The sequence below is a fragment of the Thermoactinomyces vulgaris genome, assembly GCF_003688725.1.
Classification (GTDB): Bacteria; Bacillota; Bacilli; order Thermoactinomycetales; family Thermoactinomycetaceae; genus Thermoactinomyces; species Thermoactinomyces vulgaris.
In genome coordinates this window covers 56,620-77,295 of the sequence record NZ_REFP01000010.1, presented here as the reverse complement: position 1 = coordinate 77,295, position 20,676 = coordinate 56,620, and the positions used below count along the sequence as shown (strand labels likewise).

At 48.8% G+C, this 20,676-nt stretch carries 18 protein-coding genes and 1 riboswitch; of the genes, 13 read left to right on the top strand and 5 right to left on the bottom strand.

Translation table 11 applies throughout. The features are described 5' to 3' along the window. Window positions 1-17 precede the first annotated feature (17 nt). Entirely contained in the window at window positions 18-578 is a 561-nt protein-coding gene (locus ATH33_RS09815) for a CAP domain-containing protein (RefSeq protein WP_052186866.1), read from the top strand. A gap of 41 nt (window positions 579-619) precedes the next feature. Here the strand turns inward: ATH33_RS09815 and ATH33_RS09810 are convergent, their stop codons facing one another. Then, complete coding sequence (locus ATH33_RS09810; RefSeq protein ID WP_037997583.1) at window positions 620-985, bottom strand: DUF779 domain-containing protein; 366 nt, start codon at window positions 983-985, stop codon at window positions 620-622. Between the two features lie 11 nt (window positions 986-996). Next, window positions 997-2,529 carry an acetaldehyde dehydrogenase ExaC gene (exaC, locus tag ATH33_RS09805; RefSeq protein WP_121874364.1) on the bottom strand — a complete coding sequence of 511 codons (1,533 nt, stop codon included), beginning with the start codon at window positions 2,527-2,529 and terminating at the stop codon, window positions 997-999. Between the two features lie 223 nt (window positions 2,530-2,752). Here exaC and ATH33_RS09800 point away from each other — a divergent pair, with 223 nt between their 5' ends. Beyond that, on the top strand, window positions 2,753-7,066 hold the full coding sequence (locus ATH33_RS09800) for a PolC-type DNA polymerase III (RefSeq protein WP_062842828.1): 4,314 nt from the start codon (window positions 2,753-2,755) through the stop codon (window positions 7,064-7,066). Between the two features lie 41 nt (window positions 7,067-7,107). Here ATH33_RS09800 and ATH33_RS09795 read toward each other — a convergent pair whose 3' ends face one another. From ATH33_RS09795 to ATH33_RS09785, 3 genes are all read right to left on the bottom strand, one after another. Then, window positions 7,108-7,653, bottom strand: coding sequence for a DJ-1/PfpI family protein (locus tag ATH33_RS09795; protein WP_037997588.1), 546 nt, complete (start codon window positions 7,651-7,653; stop codon window positions 7,108-7,110). A 100-nt stretch (window positions 7,654-7,753) separates the two neighbouring features. After that, complete coding sequence (locus ATH33_RS09790) at window positions 7,754-8,236, bottom strand: TVP38/TMEM64 family protein (RefSeq protein ID WP_037997591.1); 483 nt, start codon at window positions 8,234-8,236, stop codon at window positions 7,754-7,756. Window positions 8,237-8,324: 88 nt separating this feature from the next. Continuing rightward, a complete protein-coding gene (locus ATH33_RS09785) occupies window positions 8,325-8,723 on the bottom strand; it encodes a DUF1259 domain-containing protein (RefSeq protein ID WP_037997593.1) in 399 nt (132 codons plus the stop codon). Between the two features lie 389 nt (window positions 8,724-9,112). After that, window positions 9,113-9,225: riboswitch (SAM riboswitch) on the top strand. 77 nt (window positions 9,226-9,302) lie between these two features. Between ATH33_RS09785 and ATH33_RS09780 the strand changes: the two genes are divergently transcribed. The 11 genes from ATH33_RS09780 (at window position 9,303) to ATH33_RS13855 (ending at window position 20,643) form a co-directional block, all read left to right on the top strand. Continuing rightward, the gene (locus tag ATH33_RS09780; RefSeq protein WP_121874363.1) at window positions 9,303-10,592 is read left to right on the top strand and encodes a homocysteine synthase; all 1,290 of its coding nucleotides are present in this window, start codon (window positions 9,303-9,305) and stop codon (window positions 10,590-10,592) included. Window positions 10,593-10,798: 206 nt separating this feature from the next. Continuing rightward, on the top strand, window positions 10,799-12,253 hold the full coding sequence (locus ATH33_RS09775; RefSeq protein WP_037995194.1) for a PTS mannitol transporter subunit IIBC: 1,455 nt from the start codon (window positions 10,799-10,801) through the stop codon (window positions 12,251-12,253). A gap of 60 nt (window positions 12,254-12,313) precedes the next feature. Further along, window positions 12,314-14,437 carry a BglG family transcription antiterminator gene (locus tag ATH33_RS09770; protein WP_121874362.1) on the top strand — a complete coding sequence of 708 codons (2,124 nt, stop codon included), beginning with the start codon at window positions 12,314-12,316 and terminating at the stop codon, window positions 14,435-14,437. 1 nt (window position 14,438) lies between these two features. Beyond that, complete coding sequence (locus tag ATH33_RS09765; RefSeq protein ID WP_037995198.1) at window positions 14,439-14,864, top strand: PTS mannitol transporter subunit IIA; 426 nt, start codon at window positions 14,439-14,441, stop codon at window positions 14,862-14,864. Between the two features lie 13 nt (window positions 14,865-14,877). Then, a complete protein-coding gene (locus tag ATH33_RS09760; protein WP_121874361.1) occupies window positions 14,878-16,026 on the top strand; it encodes a mannitol-1-phosphate 5-dehydrogenase in 1,149 nt (382 codons plus the stop codon). 858 nt (window positions 16,027-16,884) lie between these two features. Then, entirely contained in the window at window positions 16,885-17,010 is a 126-nt protein-coding gene (locus tag ATH33_RS13860; protein ID WP_258558506.1) for a hypothetical protein, read from the top strand. 93 nt (window positions 17,011-17,103) lie between these two features. Next, complete coding sequence (locus ATH33_RS09745) at window positions 17,104-18,294, top strand: hypothetical protein (protein WP_121874359.1); 1,191 nt, start codon at window positions 17,104-17,106, stop codon at window positions 18,292-18,294. 26 nt (window positions 18,295-18,320) lie between these two features. Continuing rightward, the gene (locus ATH33_RS09740) at window positions 18,321-18,881 is read left to right on the top strand and encodes a hypothetical protein (RefSeq protein WP_121874358.1); all 561 of its coding nucleotides are present in this window, start codon (window positions 18,321-18,323) and stop codon (window positions 18,879-18,881) included. 115 nt (window positions 18,882-18,996) lie between these two features. Then, entirely contained in the window at window positions 18,997-19,956 is a 960-nt protein-coding gene (locus ATH33_RS09735; protein WP_037995213.1) for an MBL fold metallo-hydrolase, read from the top strand. Window positions 19,957-20,096: 140 nt separating this feature from the next. Continuing rightward, on the top strand, window positions 20,097-20,516 hold the full coding sequence (locus tag ATH33_RS09730) for a hypothetical protein (protein ID WP_131470853.1): 420 nt from the start codon (window positions 20,097-20,099) through the stop codon (window positions 20,514-20,516). Next, a complete protein-coding gene (locus tag ATH33_RS13855) occupies window positions 20,509-20,643 on the top strand; it encodes a hypothetical protein (RefSeq protein WP_255347190.1) in 135 nt (44 codons plus the stop codon). Before ATH33_RS09730 ends, ATH33_RS13855 begins: the two co-directional genes overlap by 8 nt. Window positions 20,644-20,676 lie beyond the last annotated feature (33 nt).

Here is a 20,676-nt window from a genome sequence, read left to right as displayed (position 1 = left end):
GGGAAAGGGGATGTAGCATGAGTTTTCAATTGATTCTTGCCGGATTGACGGCACTGTTGTCCACTGTTTCCGGTTTGGGGTTTTTGGAAATCCAAAATCAAGCCGATCCAAAGGTGACACCGCAACAACAGGAGGCAGTAAGTGAAACGCAACCGTCTTCTGCGGCGGCAACCGATGATCAAGATGCAGAGATCCTTCCCATTGAAAAAGAGGTTTTGGCCTTGGTGAATCAGGAACGGGAGAAGCACGGCTTGAACCCGTTGCAACTGGATGCCGCGGTTTCCGGAGCAGCGGACATGAAATCCAAGGACATGAGGGATCATCACTATTTTGACCATCAATCCCCGACTTATGGTTCTCCTTTTGAAATGATGAAACAACAAGGCATTGATTTTAAAGCGGCCGGAGAAAATATTGCGGCGGGACAAAAAACGGCGGAAGAAGTGATGGACGGCTGGATGAACAGTGAAGGACACCGGGCCAATATCTTGAATCCTGATTTTACCCATATTGGAATCGGTTATGTTCAAGGTGGAGATTACGGCACTTATTGGACACAATTGTTTATTCAAAAATAAAGAGGCGAAGTGAACCCCCTGCATGGGCAGGGGGTTTTCGTTTAAAGGAATCCCAATTGTTTTTGCTCTTCTTCGGTAAACAAACGGGAACGAATGATAAACCGGATCCCGAGCGGGATTTCCAAGGAGAAAGACGCTCCGCGGCCTTTGGTGACATCGATGGTCAGGTGGGTGTGTTTCCAGTATTCATATTGGGCCCGTGACATATAAAAAGGGCAACCGGCCACATCCCCGAGGTAAATATCGTTGGCTCCGACCCGGAATGTTCCCGCTTTGAAACACATTGGAGAAGATCCGTCACAACAACCACCGCTTTGGTGAAACATTAAATCGCCATGTTCTTTTCGCAAAGCCTCAATCACTTTGGCTGCTTCTTCGGTCACAGACACCCGCTCCACTTTTTTCATCCGTGTTCACCTTAAAACAATCCGGTGGGGTTTTGATCGTAGGAAATCAGCATGTTTTTGGTTTGCTGGTAGTGTTCCAGCATCATTTTGTGGGTTTCCCGCCCGATCCCGGATTGTTTGTATCCGCCAAAGGCAGCATGTGCAGGGTAGACATGGTAACAGTTCACCCACACGCGGCCGGCTTCAATTTTCCGGGCGATCTGGTAAGCTTGATGAACGTCTCGGGTCCACAATCCGGCTCCCAAGCCATAGAGCGTGTCATTGGCGATTTCCAACAGTTCCTGTTCATCTTTAAATGTTGTGACGGAGACAACCGGTCCGAAAATCTCTTCTTGGAAAATGCGCATTTTGTTGTTTCCGACAAAGACGGTCGGCTCAATATAAAAGCCGTCCGGATATTTCGGATTGTCATACGGTTTTCCGCCGGTCAGGCATTGCGCTCCCTCTTCACGCCCCAATTCGAGATAGCTTAGGATTTTTTGGAATTGATCCGAAGAAGCTTGCGCCCCCATCATCGTTTCCGGATGCAGGGGATCCCCCAGTTTGATTTTGCTCACCCGTTCGAGGGCCCGTTCCATGAATTCTTCATAGATCGATTCCTGAATCAGTGCACGGGACGGACAGGTACAGACTTCCCCCTGGTTTAACGCGAACATGGTAAATCCTTCGATGGCTTTTTCCAGGAAGCTATCATCTTGCCGCATGACGCTTTCCGTAAAAATATTGGGAGATTTTCCGCCTAACTCCAGCGTGACCGGAATGATGTTTTCAGAAGCATATTGCATAATCAACCGGCCCGTGGTGGTTTCACCGGTGAAAGCGATTTTTCCGATCCGCGGAGAGGTGGCGAGCGCCTGGCCGGCCTCGGGGCCGAAACCGTTTACAATATTGAGGACACCGGGTGGAAGCAAATCTTGAATGATCTCGGCAAATAACAGGACGGTGACAGGCGTTTGTTCAGCAGGTTTCAGTACGACACAGTTTCCTGCCGCCAGTGCCGGTGCCAGTTTCCATGCGGCCATCAACAAGGGGAAGTTCCAGGGGATGATTTGTCCGACCACACCGATCGGTTCCTTGATGTGAACCGAAAGCGTTTTGGCGTCAATTTCGGAAACGCTGCCTTCTTCTCCGCGGATGACACCGGCGAAATACCGGAAATGGTCAACGGCAAGCGGGATGTCTGCCGCCAGTGCCTCGCGGATGGGTTTTCCGTTGTCCCATGTTTCCGAAAGTGCCAGTTTTTCTTTGTTGGCTTCAATCCGGTCGGCAATTTCAAGGAGGATTTTACTTCGCTTGGCAGGCGGGGTGTTGGCCCATTTTTCCTTGGCTTGGTGCGCTTTGTCCAAAGCCAGTTCGATATCTTCTTTTTGTGAACGCGGAACTTTGGTAAACACCTTGCCGTCGACCGGTGACGGATTGTCAAAATACTCGCCGTTTACCGGAGGAACCCACTCGCCGCCGATAAAGTTTTCATAACGGGGTTTAAAGTGAAGCAGGCTGCCTTCCGTGTTGGGGGCTTTGTAACCGGAAAGTTTGACGCTCATGGCCTCATCCTCCTTATTTTTTCGAAAAATATAAATGTTCCATATATAAATTTCTTGAAAGATGGTTTGATTCCTGCCTGACCGCAGGGTTTTATCCTTTTAAAACGGCCTTACAAAAATCGCCTCTTTCTCTCTTTGTATATGTTCGATACAATAAGTAAATGACTCGAATCATTCCGATGTGGTATGGGAAGAGAAACCAAGTATTTGGAGGTCTTTAGCAATGAAGGGGAGGCAAGCACTGGTTAACCTGTTCCATGAAGCCGAATTGCCGGAAGAATGGCTGAATCATGCCTTTCGGGATGGTGTGATTAAAGAGGTGCAAGTCCGTCTCCAAGACAGAACATGGAATATTCACCTTCATTTGGTGGAGCCGATGAATGCGGAGTTATGGCAGGATTTTCAGATGCGCGTGAAAAAACATTTTCAGCCGTGGGTCCGGGTGAATATGTACTTTACCTACGACCGCTTGCAACATGAAATCGTTTTGCAAAAATATAAATATTTTATCCAAAAATGTTTGCAAGAACAGGTCACACCCGCCGCCGCCACTTGGTTCGGACAGGCTGAATGGCAGGTGGAAGGGGACCGGATCGTTGTCATCTTCCCCAACCCGGCTGTTTTGAAAATGGCCAAACAACGGGAAACAGACCGCTACATCATGAAGTATTACGAACGCATCACCGGAACCAAACTCCCCGTCATTTTATCAGCAAAAGAAACCGAACCGGAGCAGGCCGCCGAACAATTCCGCGAGCAGAAAATCCAAGAGGAAAAGACCTTGATGCAAAAAGCGTTGGCCGAACAAAAAGAGCGGGCCAAGAAACAGAAAGAAAAGAGCGGGCATCCGGAGGAACCGGTTGTAAGCAAAAAATTGGGCTACAGCATCAAGGGAGAACCGGTGAAAATCAAAGACATTGTCGAAGAAGAGCGGAATGTGGTCATCAAAGGCAAAGTGTTTAAAAGCGAGTTGAAAGAGTTAAAAAGCGGTCGGAAGTTGTTAACCTTCAATTTGACCGACTTTACTGATTCCATTTCGTGCAAAGTGTTTGCCCGTGACAAGGAGCAAGCCGCCGTTTTGGCCATGATCCGTGACGGTGATTGGTTAAAAGTGCGCGGAAGTGTTCAATATGACACGTTTTCCCGCGAACTGGTCGTGATGGTGAACAGCTTGGAAGAAACCGAACCCGATTCGTTTGCGCGCCGGGATACGGCGGCAGAAAAACGGGTTGAGCTTCATTTGCACACTTCCATGTCGGCGATGGACGGGATTGCCAGTGCGGGGAAAATGATTCAAAGAGCGGCGGAATGGGGTCATCCCGCCGTGGCGATTACCGACCATGCCGTTGCGCAAGCCTATCCGGAAGCATACAAAGCGGCCGGCGAACATGGCATCAAAGTGATTTACGGAGTGGAAGCCAATATCGTTGACGATGGCATTCCCATTGTGATGAATGAAGCTGAGATGGATTTGCTCGAGGGTACATATGTCGTCTTCGACGTGGAGACCACCGGGTTGTCCGCCGTTCACGATGTCATTATCGAACTGGCAGCAGTCAAGATGAAAGACGGAAAAATCATCGATAAATTTTCCTCCTTTGCCAACCCTCACCGCCCGTTGTCCAAACATATTGTCGAGCTGACGCATATCACCGACGACATGTTGAAAGACGCACCGGAAGTGGATGATGTGGTGGCGGATTTTCTTGAGTTTATCGAAGGAACCGTACTGGTGGCGCACAATGCGCGATTTGACATGGGATTTTTGCAGGAAGCGGTGAAACGGATTGGCAAGGAGCCGGTGAAAAATCCGGTGCTGGACACCCTGGAACTGGCACGGATGTTATTCCCCGAGATGCGGAACCACCGCTTGAACACACTGTCGGATAAGCTCGGTATCAAACTGGAACAGCACCACCGGGCGATCTATGATGCGGAAGCCACCGGCCATGTGATGTGGAAAATGTTGCAAATCGCGGTTGAGAAAAAGAAGATCACCCATTTGCACATGTTGAATGAAAACCGGGGGGAACGGGATTTAAAAAGGGTTCGCCCTTTCCATGCCATTTTGCTTGTGCAAAACCAGGAAGGGATGAAAAACCTGTACAAGCTTATCTCGATGTCCCATTTAAAATATTTTTACCGGGTGCCGCGCATTCCCCGCAGCGAACTCGTCAAGCACCGGAACGGCCTTTTGGTCGGATCGGGCTGTGAACGCGGAGAATTATATGAAGCGGCGTTAAACAAGTCGCCTTCCGAAGTGGAAGAAATCGCGCGTTTTTATGATTACTTGGAAATCCAACCGGTGGAGTACAACATGCATCTGGTGGAAAAAGGCTTGGTGGAAAATGAAGAGCGGTTGCGGCAAGCGAATCAATTGATTGTCGAGATCGGTGAGAAGCTGGGCAAACCGGTGGTTGCCACTTCTAACGCCCATTATTTGGATGAACAGGATGCCATCTTCCGCGAAATCATCGCCGCAAACCAAACCGGCGCGAAACCGCAAGGGCCTTTGCCGAAAGCGCATTTTCGGACGACGGACGAGATGTTGCGGGAATTTCAATATTTGGGCGAGAAAAAATGCAAAGAAGTGGTGGTGGATCATCCCCGGGCGATTGCGGAGCAGATTGAAGTGGTCAAGCCGTTCCCGGATGAAACGTACACGCCCCATTTGGAAGGAGCCGAAGAAGAGTTAAAAAGGATTTGTTACCAAACGGCTCACGAATGGTACGGGGAAGAGTTGCCGGAAATCGTGAAGAACCGGTTGGAACGGGAATTGAACTCCATTATCAAACACGGATTCAGTGTGCTGTACATGATTTCACAAAAAATCGTCAGCAAATCGCTGGAAGACGGATACTTGGTCGGTTCCCGGGGATCGGTCGGTTCTTCGGTCGTTGCTTGTTTGAGCTATATTTCCGAAGTGAATCCGTTGCCTCCCCATTATCGTTGCAAAAAGTGCAAGTACAGCGAGTTTATTACCGACGGTTCTTATGAAAGCGGATTTGACCTGCCTGACAAAAAATGTCCCCGGTGCGGGGAAGATCTGTGGAAAGACGGGCATGACATCCCGTTTGAGACGTTTCTTGGCTTTGAAGGGGACAAAGCGCCCGATATCGATTTGAACTTTGACGGAGAATATCAATTGCGCTCGCACCAGTACACCGAGGAACTTTTTGGGAAAGAGTACATTTATCGTGCGGGAAGCATCAACACGGTGAAAGAAAAGACCGCGTTTGGTTATGTGAAAAAGTATGCGGAACAACATAATTTGAATTTGCGGCGTGCCGAAATTGAGCGCCTGGCGCAAGGTTGCGTCGGGGTGAAAAGGTCCACCGGGCAACATCCCGGAGGGTTGATGGTGGTGCCGCAGGAACGGGAAGTCTATGATTTCACGCCCATTCAGCACCCGGCGGATGACACCAAATCCGGGGTGATCACGACCCACTTTGATTACAAAGCCATCTCCGGGAAGATTTTGAAGCTGGATTTGCTCGGGCATACGGGACCCACCATCCAGCGTCTGTTGCATAAACTGACCGGTGTGGATCCCACCAAGGTTCCGCTCGGGGATCCCAAGGTGATTGAACTGTTCCGCAGCACCAAAAGCATCGGTGTCCGGCCCGAAGACATTAACGGAATTGAACATGGCACGTTGGGGATTCCGGAATTTGGAACCTATTTTGCGCGTGGGATTTTGCAAGATGCCAAACCCAGTTGTTTCAGTGAATTGGTTCGTGTGTCCGGGCTGTCGCACGGGACGGACGTCTGGCAGGGCAATGTGCAGGATTTGATCAATGACGGCGTTTGTACGATTTCGGAGGCCATCTGTTGCCGTGATGATATCATGTTGTATCTGATCCGCATGGGATTGCCGTCCAAAGCGGCGTTTAAGATCATGGAAAAAGTGAGAAAAGGAAAAGGGGTTACTGAAGAAGAGGAAGCCTTGATGAAAGAGCATGGCGTGCCGGATTGGTACATTGAATGCTGCCGGAAGATCAAATACATGTTCCCGCGTGCGCATGCCGCGGCCTATGTGACGGCGGCGGTCCGCATCGGGTGGTTTAAAGTGTATCATCCGGAAGCTTTTTATGCGGCATTGTTCAGCACCCGCGTCAATGAATTTGACATTGAGCTGGTTTTAAAAGGATATGATGCGGTCAAACGGAAACTGAACGAGATCAACGAGATGGGCTTCCAGGCATCGGCGAAAGACAAAGCCATGGCGGCCACCTTGGAATTGGTGATGGAAATGTATGCACGGGGAATTGAATTTGCGCCCGTGGACTTGTACCAGTCGGATGCCGTCAAGTTTTGGCTGGATGACCAAAAACGCCTCATCCCTCCCTTTGCTTCGATTTCCGGAGTCGGGGAGAGTGCGGCGCAAAACATCGTCCAAGCCCGGGAGCAAGGAGAGTTTTTGTCGATTGAGGATTTGCAAAAGCGGGCCCGTTTGTCCAGCACGGTGATCGAAGTGCTGGAGCGGCTGGGTTGTTTGAAGGGGCTTCCGGAAAGCAACCAGTTGGCTTTGTTTTAAAAAAGGAGCCGGGGAAAAACCGGCTCCTTTTTTGATCAAAATTATTTTAATTTCTTTAAAAACTCCCGCATAAATCCGGGGAGATCCGGCCAAGCATGAGCCGATACCAAGTTGTTGTCCACATGAAGCTCTTTGTTGACGTACTCTGCTCCTGCGCTTTCCACTTCCGGTTTGCAAGTGGTGAATGCCGTCATCGAACGGTTTTTGACGGATTCCGGAATCACGCTGAACACCAGTGCGGCATGGCAAATGGCCCCCACCGGTTTGTTGTTTTCGAAGAAATGGCTGACCAGTGCAGGGATTTCTTTTTCCATGCGGATGTATTCCGGAGCCCGTCCCCCGGGAATGATCAAGCCGTCATAATCAGCCGGATTGATTTCGGAAAATGATGCATGGGAGTCAATGCCGTATGCCAGTTTTTCCGTGAATGTTTCCATGTCCACAAAATCATGGCAAACCGTTTGCAATTTCTTTTTATTCGGGGACGCGATGGTGACCTCGTGTCCTTCTTCCAGCAACCGGTAATAGGGATAGAAAATCTCCAGGGCTTCCACGGCATCACCGGTCAAAATCAACACTTTTGCCATAAAAAATCCCTCCATCTTGTTATTACAAGTTACTTACTATTTTCTCGTACATTATTTATTTTAACCCAAAAGGATCTGTATGTAAAAATTTTTCTTTCCCTTAAAAAAGTTGAATCCATTGGATGAACCCATACCCGGCTCCGGTTTCCAAGGCGATGGATGGAATTTTGCCCAAGGCGGTGGAACTTGAGAAGATGAAAAAGCGGGTTTCTGCCCATACGGCAAAAAGGTTTACGGCCCCTGTCGGAATCCAGGGCACCAGCCGGGCAGTAACAAGCAGGGTCCATTGCCGCCATTGCGGCTGTGCATGGATGGACTCCAGCCAATGCCAGCGGTTTCGGTATTTTCGGGGAAGCATGCGCACGCCCCGCTGATAAAGCACAAAGGCAAGCATAGCTCCCAAAACTTCCGCGGTCCAGGACAGGACCCCGCCCCACCAAGCTCCCCAAAGCCAGACGTTTGTTGCCGTCATAAAGATCGAGGGGAGAAAGCCGGTCAGGTTGACGAGCGTATTGATCAAAAGGCTGACTGGAATGGCCCAAATGCCGAGTTCCAGCAAAATGTTTCTCCACATTTCTTCCATGCAACGTTCTCCCTTGCTTCAGATTAAGTTTATTATACCGGGAGTTTTTAAAAACCACCCGGCTTCCGGGTGGTTTTTAAAGAAATCATCATCTTTTCAATACCCTCAAGGCGGCGGCAACTTTTCTGGCAAAAGTGATCGGATTTTCGACGGATTCAAAATGAATGTAAAATAAACGGGGGTTTTCAAACAACCAGTGGTTGTGAAGAGCGGTTACAATAATTCCCCGTTTACGCAATTCGGAGATGAACGGATTAATCTCTCTTTGTAAAATCACCGTTTCTCCCAAATTGAGCGCGCGGCCTTGGCGGTCAAGGCTTTCAAAACTGAAGAAGGTGGGAAGAACCAGCGGAGAACGGGACCGTTTCCCCAAAATGGTGACGGGGATGTTCCGGAATTTTTGAATAAAACAAACCCCGTTTATGGTGCTTGGCTGGCCGTTGACAATTCGTGCGAATTGACGGCATAAGCGCTCAAGCGCTGACATAAAATCACCTCCGCGTTTTTCAAATCGCTATAACATATGTATGAAGGATCCGGACGAAAGGGCCAGTACCCAAGGAATGAAAGCTTAAATGCAAAAAGAGGCGTTTTGGAAAAGAGGTTGTTTTTTTGTCTTAAAAATTGAATAATCCGTGACAAAAAAACTTTTTTCGTACAAAAAGACCATAATTTAGGAAGACCGTCCGAATAAATCATCAGATGGACTCCCGATTAAATCTCTTCGAATCCCCATTCGAACCGGGTTTATATCTGGCCAGGGCAATTGCCCTGGTTTTTTAATGGGTTTTTTGAGAAAAATCATTGACGATGGTCCTTTCCAGTCATTATAATAGAGTCAATTCAATAAAATAATACTATTCTTATCAGATTTTGCTCTTATCCAGAGAGGCTGAGGGACTGGCCCAATGACGCCCGGCAACCCCGGATAAAGATCCGGAAGGTGCCAATTCCTGTAGAAATCCTTTGGGATTTCTAGAAGATAGGAGAGACTTCGATGAGTGATCAAGCCTCTTCTCTGGATCAGAGAAGAGGCTTTTTTACAACAAAAGGGGGAAAAAGGCCAATGAGTGAATCCACGAACTATCGAAGCGAAACCATTGCCGTACACGGAGGACAGGTGCCGGACCCGGTCACGAAATCGAGAGCCGTGCCGATTTACCAAACGACCTCTTATGTGTTTGACAATACGGAACATGCTGCCAATTTGTTCGCGTTGAAAGAAACGGGAAATATTTATACCCGCATCATGAATCCCACCCAGGATGTTTTTGAAAAACGGGTGGCGGAACTGGAAGGCGGAGTCGGAGCGTTGGCAACCAGCTCCGGGCAGGCAGCCATCACTTATGCCATTTTGAACATTGCCAAAGCCGGAGATGAAATCGTCGCTTCCAGTGCGTTATATGGAGGAACTTATAATCTCTTTTACCATACTCTTCCCAAAATGGGGATTCGCGTGAAATTTGTGGATCAATCGGATCCGGAAAACTTCCGGAAAGCGATCACCGACCGGACCAAAGCCATTTTTGCCGAAACCATCGGAAATCCCCAATTGGATGTGCTGGATTTTGAAGCGGTTTCGAAAGTGGCTCACGACCACGGAATTCCGCTTATTGTGGACAATACTTTTGCTTCCCCGTATTTGTGCCGTCCTTTTGAGCACGGGGCCGACATTGTCGTTCACTCGGCCACCAAATTCATCGGGGGACATGGAAACAGCATCGGCGGAGTTATTGTGGATTCCGGAAAATTTGACTGGACCAACGGCAAGTTCCCGGATTTCACGGAGCCCGATCCGAGTTATCACGGAGTGGTGTACAGCGAAGCGCTCGGACCGCTTGCATACATCACCAAAGCGCGGGTGCAGCTTTTGCGTGACACCGGAGCGGCGATTTCCCCGTTTAACGCCTTTTTGTTGTTGCAAGGGTTGGAAACATTGCATCTGCGGATGGAACGGCACAGTGAGAATTCACTGGAAGTTGCAAAATATCTGGAAAAACATGAGTCGGTTGAATGGGTCAATCACCCGGGGCTTCCGAACCACCGGTCTTATGAACTGGCTCAAAAATATCTCCCCAAAGGCCAAGGGGCGATTTTTACTTTCGGCATCAAAGGCGGATTGGAAGCCGGCAAGAAGTTCATTGAAAGCCTGGAACTCTTTTCACATCTGGCCAATGTCGGCGATTCCAAGTCCCTGGTGATCCACCCGGCCAGCACCACGCACCAACAATTGACGGAAGAAGCGCAAAGAAGCGCAGGAGTGACTCCGGATCTGGTCCGTTTGTCCGTTGGAATTGAGTCGGTGGATGATATTATTGCCGATCTGGATCAGGCCTTGAGAAAAAGCCAGCTATAACTGTTAAATCGAATCCCTTCACCCGTCAACCCCTTTCTATTTTTTATGGAAAGGGGTTTTGTTTATTTTAATAATGTCAACAATTAGGAGGACAAAATAGGATTTTCTATAAATTGAACCAGCTTGGATCGCCGTCTTATGATAAAAGTAACGAGATGTTCACAAAATATAAATATATATTCCCAAAAGAGAAAGGAGAGAGGAACATGGCGGAATCGGGTCAGGCAAATCCCGGAGTCAAAATGAAGGTACAACGTTTCGGGAGTTTTTTAAGCGGAATGATTATGCCTAATATCGGCGCCTTCATTGCCTGGGGATTGATCACGGCTTTATTTATTCCTTCCGGATGGTTCCCGAATGAGGATTTGGCCAAACTGGTCGACCCCATGATCCAATATCTGCTTCCGGTTTTAATCGGATACACCGCCGGAAAAATGATCTACGATGTCAGAGGAGGTGTGGTGGGAGCCACGGCCACCATGGGCGTCATCGTCGGATCCGGTATTCCCATGTTTTTGGGAGCGATGGTGATGGGACCGCTTGGCGGTTATTGCATCAAAAAATGGGATCAATTGGTCGAAGGAAAAGTGAAACAAGGGTTTGAAATGCTTGTGAACAACTTTTCCGCCGGGATCATCGCAGGAATTTTAACCATCCTCGGCTATAAAGCCATCGGCCCGGTGGTATTGTTGTTGAACAGCACACTGGCGGCGGGGGTTCAAGCCATCATCGATGCGCATTTGTTGCCGCTTGCCAGTTTGTTTGTGGAGCCGGCAAAAGTCCTGTTTTTGAATAATGCCATTAACCATGGAATTTTAAGTCCGATCGGGATTGAACAAGTAACTGAGTCCGGAAAATCGATCTTGTTCTTGTTGGAAACCAACCCGGGTCCCGGACTTGGAATTTTGCTTGCTTATATGTTGTTTGGCAAAGGAACGGCCAGACAATCCGCGCCGGGTGCGGCAATCATTCATTTCTTCGGGGGAATTCATGAAATTTATTTCCCTTATATTTTGATGAAACCCTTCCTTTTGGTTGCGGCCATTGCCGGCGGAGCCACCGGCGTCTTCACCTTCTTGATGACCGGCGCCGGATTGATCGCAGTGCCGTCACCGGGAAGCATTTTCACCTTGGTGGCCATGACGCCGAAAGGGAACTATGTCGGTGTTTTGGCGGGAGTCATCGCGGCGACGCTTGTTTCTTTCCTTATCGCATCGTTGATTTTGAAAACATCCAAACAAAGCGGTGAAGACTTGGACAAAGCTGTTGAAAAAACCAGTGAATTAAAAGGGAAAGAAGGCAGAGCGGCCGAGCTGCTGAAAAAAGAAGAAAAACCGGCAGACGAAGAGCCGAAAGCCGAGACGGTTGAGTACGGCAAAGTGAAAAAAATTATTTTTGCCTGTGATGCAGGAATGGGCTCCAGCGCCATGGGGGCATCCATTTTGAGAAACAAAGTGCAAAAAGCAGGCTTGGATCTGTCTGTGACCAACACATCGATCAACAACCTGCCGGATGATGCCGACATTGTGGTGACACACAAAGACCTGACGGACCGGGCCAAAGCCAAGGTCCCCCATGCTCATCATATTTCCGTGGACAACTTTTTGAGCAGTCCGAAATACGATGAACTCGTGGAAGAATTGAAAAAGGCCAAAGAATAACGGGAAAGCACGGCTTGTCCGAAGCTTTCCGGGCGATGTCGTTTTAATGGAGTGGACAAGATGTATATCACTGCAAGGGAAAGGTTGATTTTAAAACGTTTGTTATCCACCCGGGTGGATAATTTGACCACGAAGCAACTGGCGGAAGAACTGGATGTCAGTGTCCGCACCATCCACCGGGATTTGAAAGGGATTGAACAATTGCTTCAAAAGTATGACCTGGAACTGGTCAAAAAGCCGGGAGTCGGCATTCAGCTGTCCGGTGCAGCCGGCCAAATGGAGGCATTGAAACAGGATCTGTTTCGGCAATCCCGCCGGGAGTATACGCCGGAAGAACGGAGAATCCTGATTTTATGCACGCTTTTGGAAGCAAAAGAACCCGTGAAACTGATTTCGCTGGCAAGTGAACTGGACGTCACCATGGCAACCGTCAGCCATGACCTGACCAAGCTGGAAAGCGGGCTTGAAAAGTTTGATTTGTCGTTGATTCGAAAACGCGGATACGGGGTTGAAATTGTCGGAAGCGAGTCGGCCAAGCGGCGGGCCATGAGCAACCTGATTGCCGAAAATATTGATGAAGTCCAGTTCTTATCCCTGATCCGCGAAAACATTCAAAACAAGACAAAAAAAACGTCTGAATCCCTTTCCGGAAGATTGCTGGGGTTGGTTGAAAAGCGAAAGCTCATCCTGGTGGAAAAAGTGGTTGAAGAAATCAGCAAACAATTGCCTTATTCTCTTGCGGACAGTGCCTACATCGGTTTGGTTGTCCACTTGGCGCTGGCGATCGAACGCATTATGCAGGGGGAAAACATTGAAATGGATCCCGTTCATCTGAACCGGTTGAAAAACACGCCGGAGTATGCGTTCGCCCGGCAATTGATCGCCCGGTTGCAAACGGTGTTCCGCCTGTCGATCCCCGAAGCGGAAGTCGGCTATATCACCATGCATCTGCAAGGGGCCCGGCTTAGACACGATCAGGAATACCGGATCGAGGAAGAGGATTATCCCGTTCTGCTTTGGACCAAAAAGCTGATCCGGTTTGTGGAAGAAGAGCTGAATTGCCGCTTGTCGGATCAAACATCACTGGTTCAGGGGCTGATTTCTCATTTGAAGCCGGCCCTCACCCGCATCCGGCGAAATATGAAAATCACCAACCCCATGTTGCCCAAAATCATGGAAGATTACAGGGATTTGTTTGCGGTCGTCAAAAAAGGGATGGCGGCCGTCTTCCCTGATGTTTCTGTTCCGGATGAAGAAATCGGATACCTCGTGATGCATTTCGGTTCGGCATTGCTCAACAAACAAGATCAGGATTTGCATGCGCTCATTATTTGTTCCAGCGGGATTGGCACATCCAAAATGCTGGAAACCCGGATCCGGCAGGAGATTCCTGAGATCAAAAATTTGACCAACCGGTCGGTTTTTGAAATCGATCAGGAGGACCCGGAGGCGTTTGACCTCATCATTTCCACCATCCAACTGCCTTATTTCCAAGAGAATTATCTGGTGGTCAGTCCCATTTTGACCCGCGATGAAGTGGAAAAGATCCGGGCCTGTATCCGGGAAAAAAGGCGCAAAAAGAGACAGGGCTTCAAACCTTCTTCCGGGCGTCCGGATCCGGCCCCTTCCCAAAAGCTGGAACAAACCGTCTCCAACATGCAAAAGATCCATCAGTATTCGGGGGGGATCGCCACCATCCTCCAAGGGTTCCAATGTTTTGTTGCGGAAGAGGCCGGATCTGTCCCGGAAGCCTTGGAAGCAGCCTGTTTGCGATTGTGGGATGAAGGGGTGATCCAAAGGGTGGCGCCGGTGGTGGAAGCTTTATTAAAGCGGGAGGAAAAAGGGGGATTGGGAATTCCCGGGACACGGCTCGCACTTTTCCACACACGGAGCAAACAGGTGGTTCGCCCCTCCTTTACGGTTTGTTTTCTGAAGCAGCCGTTTGTGATGAAGGGCATGGATCAATCGGACATCCGTGCCGATACGTTGCTGTTGTTGTTGGCGCCGGAGAAGGTTTCCGGTCCGGTGTTGGAAGTCTTGAGTTTCATCAGTTCCCTGTTTATTGAAAATGATGAGGGGATTGCCTTGTTTCAGTCGGGAGACCGCCAGGCAATTTCCGCTTACCTCGCTAAACGGTTTGAACGATTCTTTGAAGAGAAATTAAAAGAAACAAGGAGTGTTTGACATGGCATCATCGATCTTATCTCCGGAAAACATCCGTTTCAATGCAAGCGTGGACAGCAAAGAGGAAGCGATCCGCTTAACGGGCCAATTGTTGGTGGAAAGAGGTTACGTCAAACCGGCTTATGTGGATACCATGCTGGAGAGGGAAAAATTGACTTCGACGTATATGGGCAATTATGTTGCGATTCCCCATGGAACGGAAGAAGGCAAGGAAAATGTTATCGAATCCGGCATTGTGATCGTACAGGTTCCTGACGGCGTGGACTTTGGCGACGGCAACATCGTCAAACTTTTGATCGGAATTGCCGCAAAAGGCGATGAGCACTTGGAGATTTTATCCAAGATCGCTCTGGTGGTTGCCGAGGAGGAAAACGTGCATCAAATTGTTCAAGCGGAAACAGCCGAAGAAATCATGAAATTCTTTTAAGAGGTGGACACACATGCTGGCAGTACATTTTGGAGCTGGAAATATCGGACGCGGATTTATCGGCAGCCTGCTTCACCAATCGGGATATGAGGTTTGTTTTGTGGATGTGAACAGGGAGATAGTGGATTTGATCAACGAACGGAAAAGCTATTCCATCGGGTTGGCCGATGATTCCAATGAAGAAATCATCGTCAAAAATGTTTACGCCATTCACAGCGGAGACCATCCGGAGCAAGTGATGTCGGCCATTGCCGGTGCGGATCTGGTCACCACGGCGGTCGGTCCCAATGTCTTGCCGCTGATTGCCGGACTGATTGCCGAAGGGTTGAAACAGCGGATGGCAACCGGAACCAAGCCCTTGAATGTCATTGCTTGTGAAAACATGATTGGCGGCAGCGCCCTGCTAAAAAAAGAAGTTTATTCCAAACTGGATGAAGAAGAATTAGAAAAGGCTGATGAAATGGTCGGTTTCCCCAATGCGGCGGTGGACCGGATTGTTCCCAACCAGTCCCATGCGGATCCGTTAAAAGTGGTGGTGGAACCCTTTTATGAGTGGGCGGTGGACCGTTCACAAGTGGTGGGAGAACTTCGAGTGGCCGGCATGACCTTGGTGGATGATTTAATGCCGTATATTGAACGAAAGCTGTACACCGTCAACACCGGCCATGCCGTGGCCGCATACTTCGGCTACCAAGCCGGTTACCAAACCATTGATGAAGCCATGGCGGATCCAAAGATCCAAAGCCTGGTGAAAAACACTTTGCAGGAAACCGGAAAACTGTTGGTTGAAAAGCACGGGTTCAACCCAGAGGAACATCAAAAATACATCGACACCATCATCCGGCGTTTTGTCAACCCGCATATTTCTGATGACGTGACCCGGGTGGGCCGTTCCCCCATACGGAAACTGGGACCCCAAGACCGTCTGGTCAGTCCGGCTGCCCAATATATCACGTATCTGAAGGAGCAGCCGGTTTCACTGGCCAAAGGCATTGCCGCTGCCCTGCGGTATGATTACCAGGAAGATCCCGAGGCCGTTCAAATTCAGGAAAGCATCCGGCAAAAGGGATTGGAGAACACCATTTATGAGATCACACAAATCCCGCCCGAAAGCGACCTCATGAAACGGATTGTCGGGGAATATTCCCATTTTGCGCTTTAAAGAAAAAACCGGAGCTTTGTCTGCTCCGGTTTTTTTGGAAGCGATCTTGATGAAGCCCATCATTTTATTTAAAATAAAATTAAAAATATTCTATTTAATCAAAATAAAACATCGATTTGTGTATTGAATGAATCCAGTTGCAATGATTGCTCAGAAAAAAGGCAAACCGTTGGTGTAAACGACCCGTTTTTCCAATGTCACAGGGTTGCAATTCGATTCTTTTTCCGTTCAAACGGATCCATTTACTCACCGAGAGGGAGTTGGAAAATGCAAAAAGAGGTTCATATGATCATTTACGTTATTCTGGTTCTGTTGACAATTGCCCTTTTTTCTGAAATTTTTTCGAACTCATGACCGGATCAAAAGCGAAATCCGGAGGAAGAATCGATGGAAAAACGCCGCACCATTGGCAGTGGCCGGCAATTTTCATGGTGAGCCAAACGGAAATGGCAAGTGCAAACCCAACCCCGTCTGTCATTCTGGGGGACGGGGTTTTTTATTTGTGTAAAGCATCCCGTGAACATTCCGGGAAGCCAAAGAAGTCCGTAAAAAAAGCGAACTTCATGATTTTTAACAAAAACGGCTTATCTTTTTGTAAAATAGAATAAATCAGTCTCTTGTGAAATGGCTGAATAGAGTTAAAAAAGGAGGTGTGCAGGCTACGGGATGATTAATCAATTATCGGCGTACGGATCGATTTTACCGACAGAACAGAAAAAACGGGCGCAGACACAATTTTTTCCGTAACGGGGAACATGCGAAAATTGATCCTTCCGGGGTTGGCAGCCCTTTTTTTTTATGATGGCGGCCGGCTTTCCCATTTCGTTTGCCGAAAGCGGAGGTTTTGAGGTCCCGAAGGTGGATGACCATTTTGAGGAAGTGAATCCGGGTCCGGGTCCGGCGGATGAGCAACCGGTCTCACAGGAAGTGAAGAAAGAGAGCCCTTCTTCCGAAAAATCGGGTAATCCGATTGGTAAAGCGTGAAATTGGTTTAAGGGAAAAGTAAAGGGAGTTTGGGAAGGAACAAAGGAATTTTTGGGGGACTTATGGGACTGATTCACCGGAGTTTGTGCCAAGATGAAGGAAGTGGTGGTGGACAAACTGTCCGCTTCCTGGAAATGGGTTAAGGAGAATATTGGATATATCGCGGCCGGAGTGGTGTTGGTGGTCGGAGTGGTATTATGTTTTGTCGCTCCACCGCTGGGAGCTTCGGTGTTAATCGGGATGGGCCTTTCTTTTGGAATGAGCTGGTTGATGAATGGCGAAATCACGCAGGACACCTTTTTGGAAGCAGCCCTCGGCGGTGTATTGGGGGCGATCGGATTGGTTATTGCCGGGGGAGCGGCCCGGGCATTGGCCGGTTCATTGGGAAGCCGGCTGATTGCATCCATCACCGGTTCGAGGTTGTTGGGGCCGCTGGCTTCCGGGATTCGGAATGGGGTTACGAAATTGCCGGGGCCGCTTCGTTCCATTTTCTCCAGAGCTGGTGTCGTGGGTGCGGTGGAAGGATCCGGAACCAGCGTTGCCGATGATCTGCTTCACGGACGCGGCATCAACTGGAAGAATGCGATCATCGCCGGTGTCGGTGGTGCGGCGTTGGTCGGGGTCACCGCTTTTGCCGTGCCCGTGTTTAACAAAGTGAAACAGCTCGATCTCGGCATACCGGTGGTCAAATCAGAAACGGATGAACTGTTTGACAGCTTTCAAAGGTGTTTAAAAGCCCGGTCCACCGAACGTTACACGGCAATGATCGAGTTGCCTTGCGGAAACCGCACACCGGATCCGAAAACGCCCAAAGTGGAAAAAGACATCTCATTGGTTCCGGGAACCCCGGAACATAAACAAAACCGGTGGGAGATTTACAAGGCAAACGGCGGAAAATGGAGTTATGAACAATGGAGCAAAACGTATGATGCCAACATGGAAAAAGCAAACCGGTCGCACCAATTGGTGGAAAATTACCGGAAAACCCTCAACTGGGAAAACTCCACCACGCAACACAGTGTGGACACCCCACTTGGTGTGCGGATTATCGACATTGCCGATCCCAAAACATTAAAAGCGGTTGAACATAAGACCACGACCAAAACCGATGGAAGCAGAGGGTATTTTTCAAGAGATGCGCACATCCGGGATGAACTGGAAAAGGACAAATATCTGGTGCAAGTGGAAAATTGGGATATCACCTGGGTGTTTGAAAATGCCGATGCCAGCCAGCCGTTGATCAATGAATTAAAAGCGGCAGGAATTAAGGTGGAATTCCGGTAATTAACCGTAAAGGAGGGAAAAAGGCAGTGGTACAGGAAAATCAGCGAGACTGGTTCGAAGAATGGCTGATGATCCATCCGGATGAACTGGAAAAATTGCAAAAGAAGCTGGGGCATTTGGATCTGGATTACACTCCGGAGTCCCTGCTGAGAGTGGAAGCATGGGTGTTGGAAAATTACTCCTCGCCGGATGAGATATTGAAAGATGAAGAAAAAATGACGTTGGACGGCCTGTTGCGGTATGTGGGCGAAGTTTTTAAAATTCATCTACAAGGGCGGTGGAATATCCATCAGGAGGATCCGGAGCATCTGTTTTACAACCTGCCGGTGATCAGTTTTCCGGGCAACATTCCGGATACTTCCCCGCTGTCGCTCATCACGGCCAGCCTTGATCGGAAATCGGGGAACTTTCTTTACGATTCACTGAACCGGAAAAAGAATTATATGGAAAGCCAGGACATTTTGGCAAGACGGAAGCCGGACGGAAAAAAAGGAACTCCCTTTGGACCGTCCGGTTTTTCCTTTGGAGGCGGGCAGGCTCTTTTTGATGCGGGGGAAGAACGGCATGGTGGCTGCGGGATCGGTTGATGAGCCAAAGACCGCTAATGTAAAATAAAAAAGCTGTATACGAAAAATTCCGAAGCCGTTTGCATTTTTAAAACAAAAAGAAATTCGACAACAAGAGTTTAAAGGATGTTTGGGGATGAAAATACTGTTCATTCTGCTTGTGGTGATGGTTGGAATCATTGGTTTGGGAATGTGGTTCCGGTTCAACCGTTTGCCCCGGCTGCCATTGAAAAAGCCTGAAAAGATGCTGAAACCGCAGGAATGGAGCCGGGAAGAGGTGACGGTTGGCTGGGTCGGGCATTCCACGGTTTTGATGCAACTTTATGATACACGCATTCTCACCGATCCCGTCTTGGGGAAACGCGTGGGAGAGTCCATCAAATGGTTGAACCGGCAGATCGGGATGAAACGCCATACCGAGCCGGCTGTCTCTCTTTCAGATTTGGAGAGGGTGCAGTTGATCCTTTTGTCCCATGCCCATTTTGACCACTTTGACGTTCCCAGCTTGTCGCAATTGGCCCATGAAGGGTGTTATGTGGTGACTCCCAAAAACACGGCCCGTCTGATCAAACACTTGCCGTTTAAAAAAGTTTTTGAGCTGGGATGGGATGAACAACTGGAGATTGAAGAACTGGGAATCAAGATTCTGGGCGTCCCCGTCAAACATTGGGGGAACCGTTACCCTTGGAATCGCCGGTACGGCTATAACGGTTATTTGATAGAGAAAAAAGGAACCCGGATCTTTTTTCCGGGGGATACGGCTTTTACGGATCAATTTCGCAAGTTGTCTGATACGGGGCCGGTGGATCTTGCTTTTATGCCGATCGGAGCCTATTCCCCCGATCATTTGCGATGGGCACATTGCACGCCGGAAGAGGCTTGGGCCATGTTTCGCGATACGGGTGCGAAATGGTTGGCTCCCATTCATTGGGACACCTTTGTATTGTCGGCCGAACCTTTGGATGAGCCGTTAGAACGGTTGATGCAAGCCGCCGGGCAAGAAGCGGGGCGGATTGTTTTCCGCAAGCACGGGGATACATTCATGCTATCCAAGGAGAAACAGAAAAAGCCGGATTCTGAAATCCTCAACAGGTAACGGGCGGCTATCGGCACAGCGGGTGATAAATGCTTTTATGAAAGTGAAATGGATCAGCAGGTTTGAATGGAGGCTGAAAAAACTTTCTTTTCGATCGGGAGATCATCATGTGGAATCCGGCAGATAAAGGAGTCGATCAAATGGCATCTTCGATGGATTTGACACCGGAGCAGAATCAATTGCTCCGTACGCGATTGGAAGCTCTTTTAACCAGCATGGATCAAAATGAGAAGATCAAGCCCCGTCCGGCCCGAAAAAAAGCCAAAACCGATCAGGGCGACGGATTCAAATACGGCCGGGCGATTCCCCGGGCCAGAAAATATTATCAGGAAGACAATGTGATCTATCTCCAGAGCGCACTGAAACTGAAAGAAAGCACGGAACAAGCCCTCAATGAAATGAAGCAGCAAAAGATCAAGAAAGAAACGATCCGGAAGCTGAAAAAACAGTGCAATGAATTCGTGAAAGAATACGGCGGCTTGATCACCCTGACTGCTACACTCGCTTCTTTGGTCAGCAGTGCCAAAGATGTTCTCGAAGCATTAAAAATCATTGAGTAATTCAATCCGGGATTTCCGCCATCAGCTGTTTGGCGGACGGGTGGATGTTGGTTTTGCCAAGGATGAACTGATTTGGATCAACCGGATTGCGGAGGCGGGTTGCATGCCTCCGTTTTTTTTGTGCTAAACTACTGGGAGAGACAAGAATTTTATGGAAATC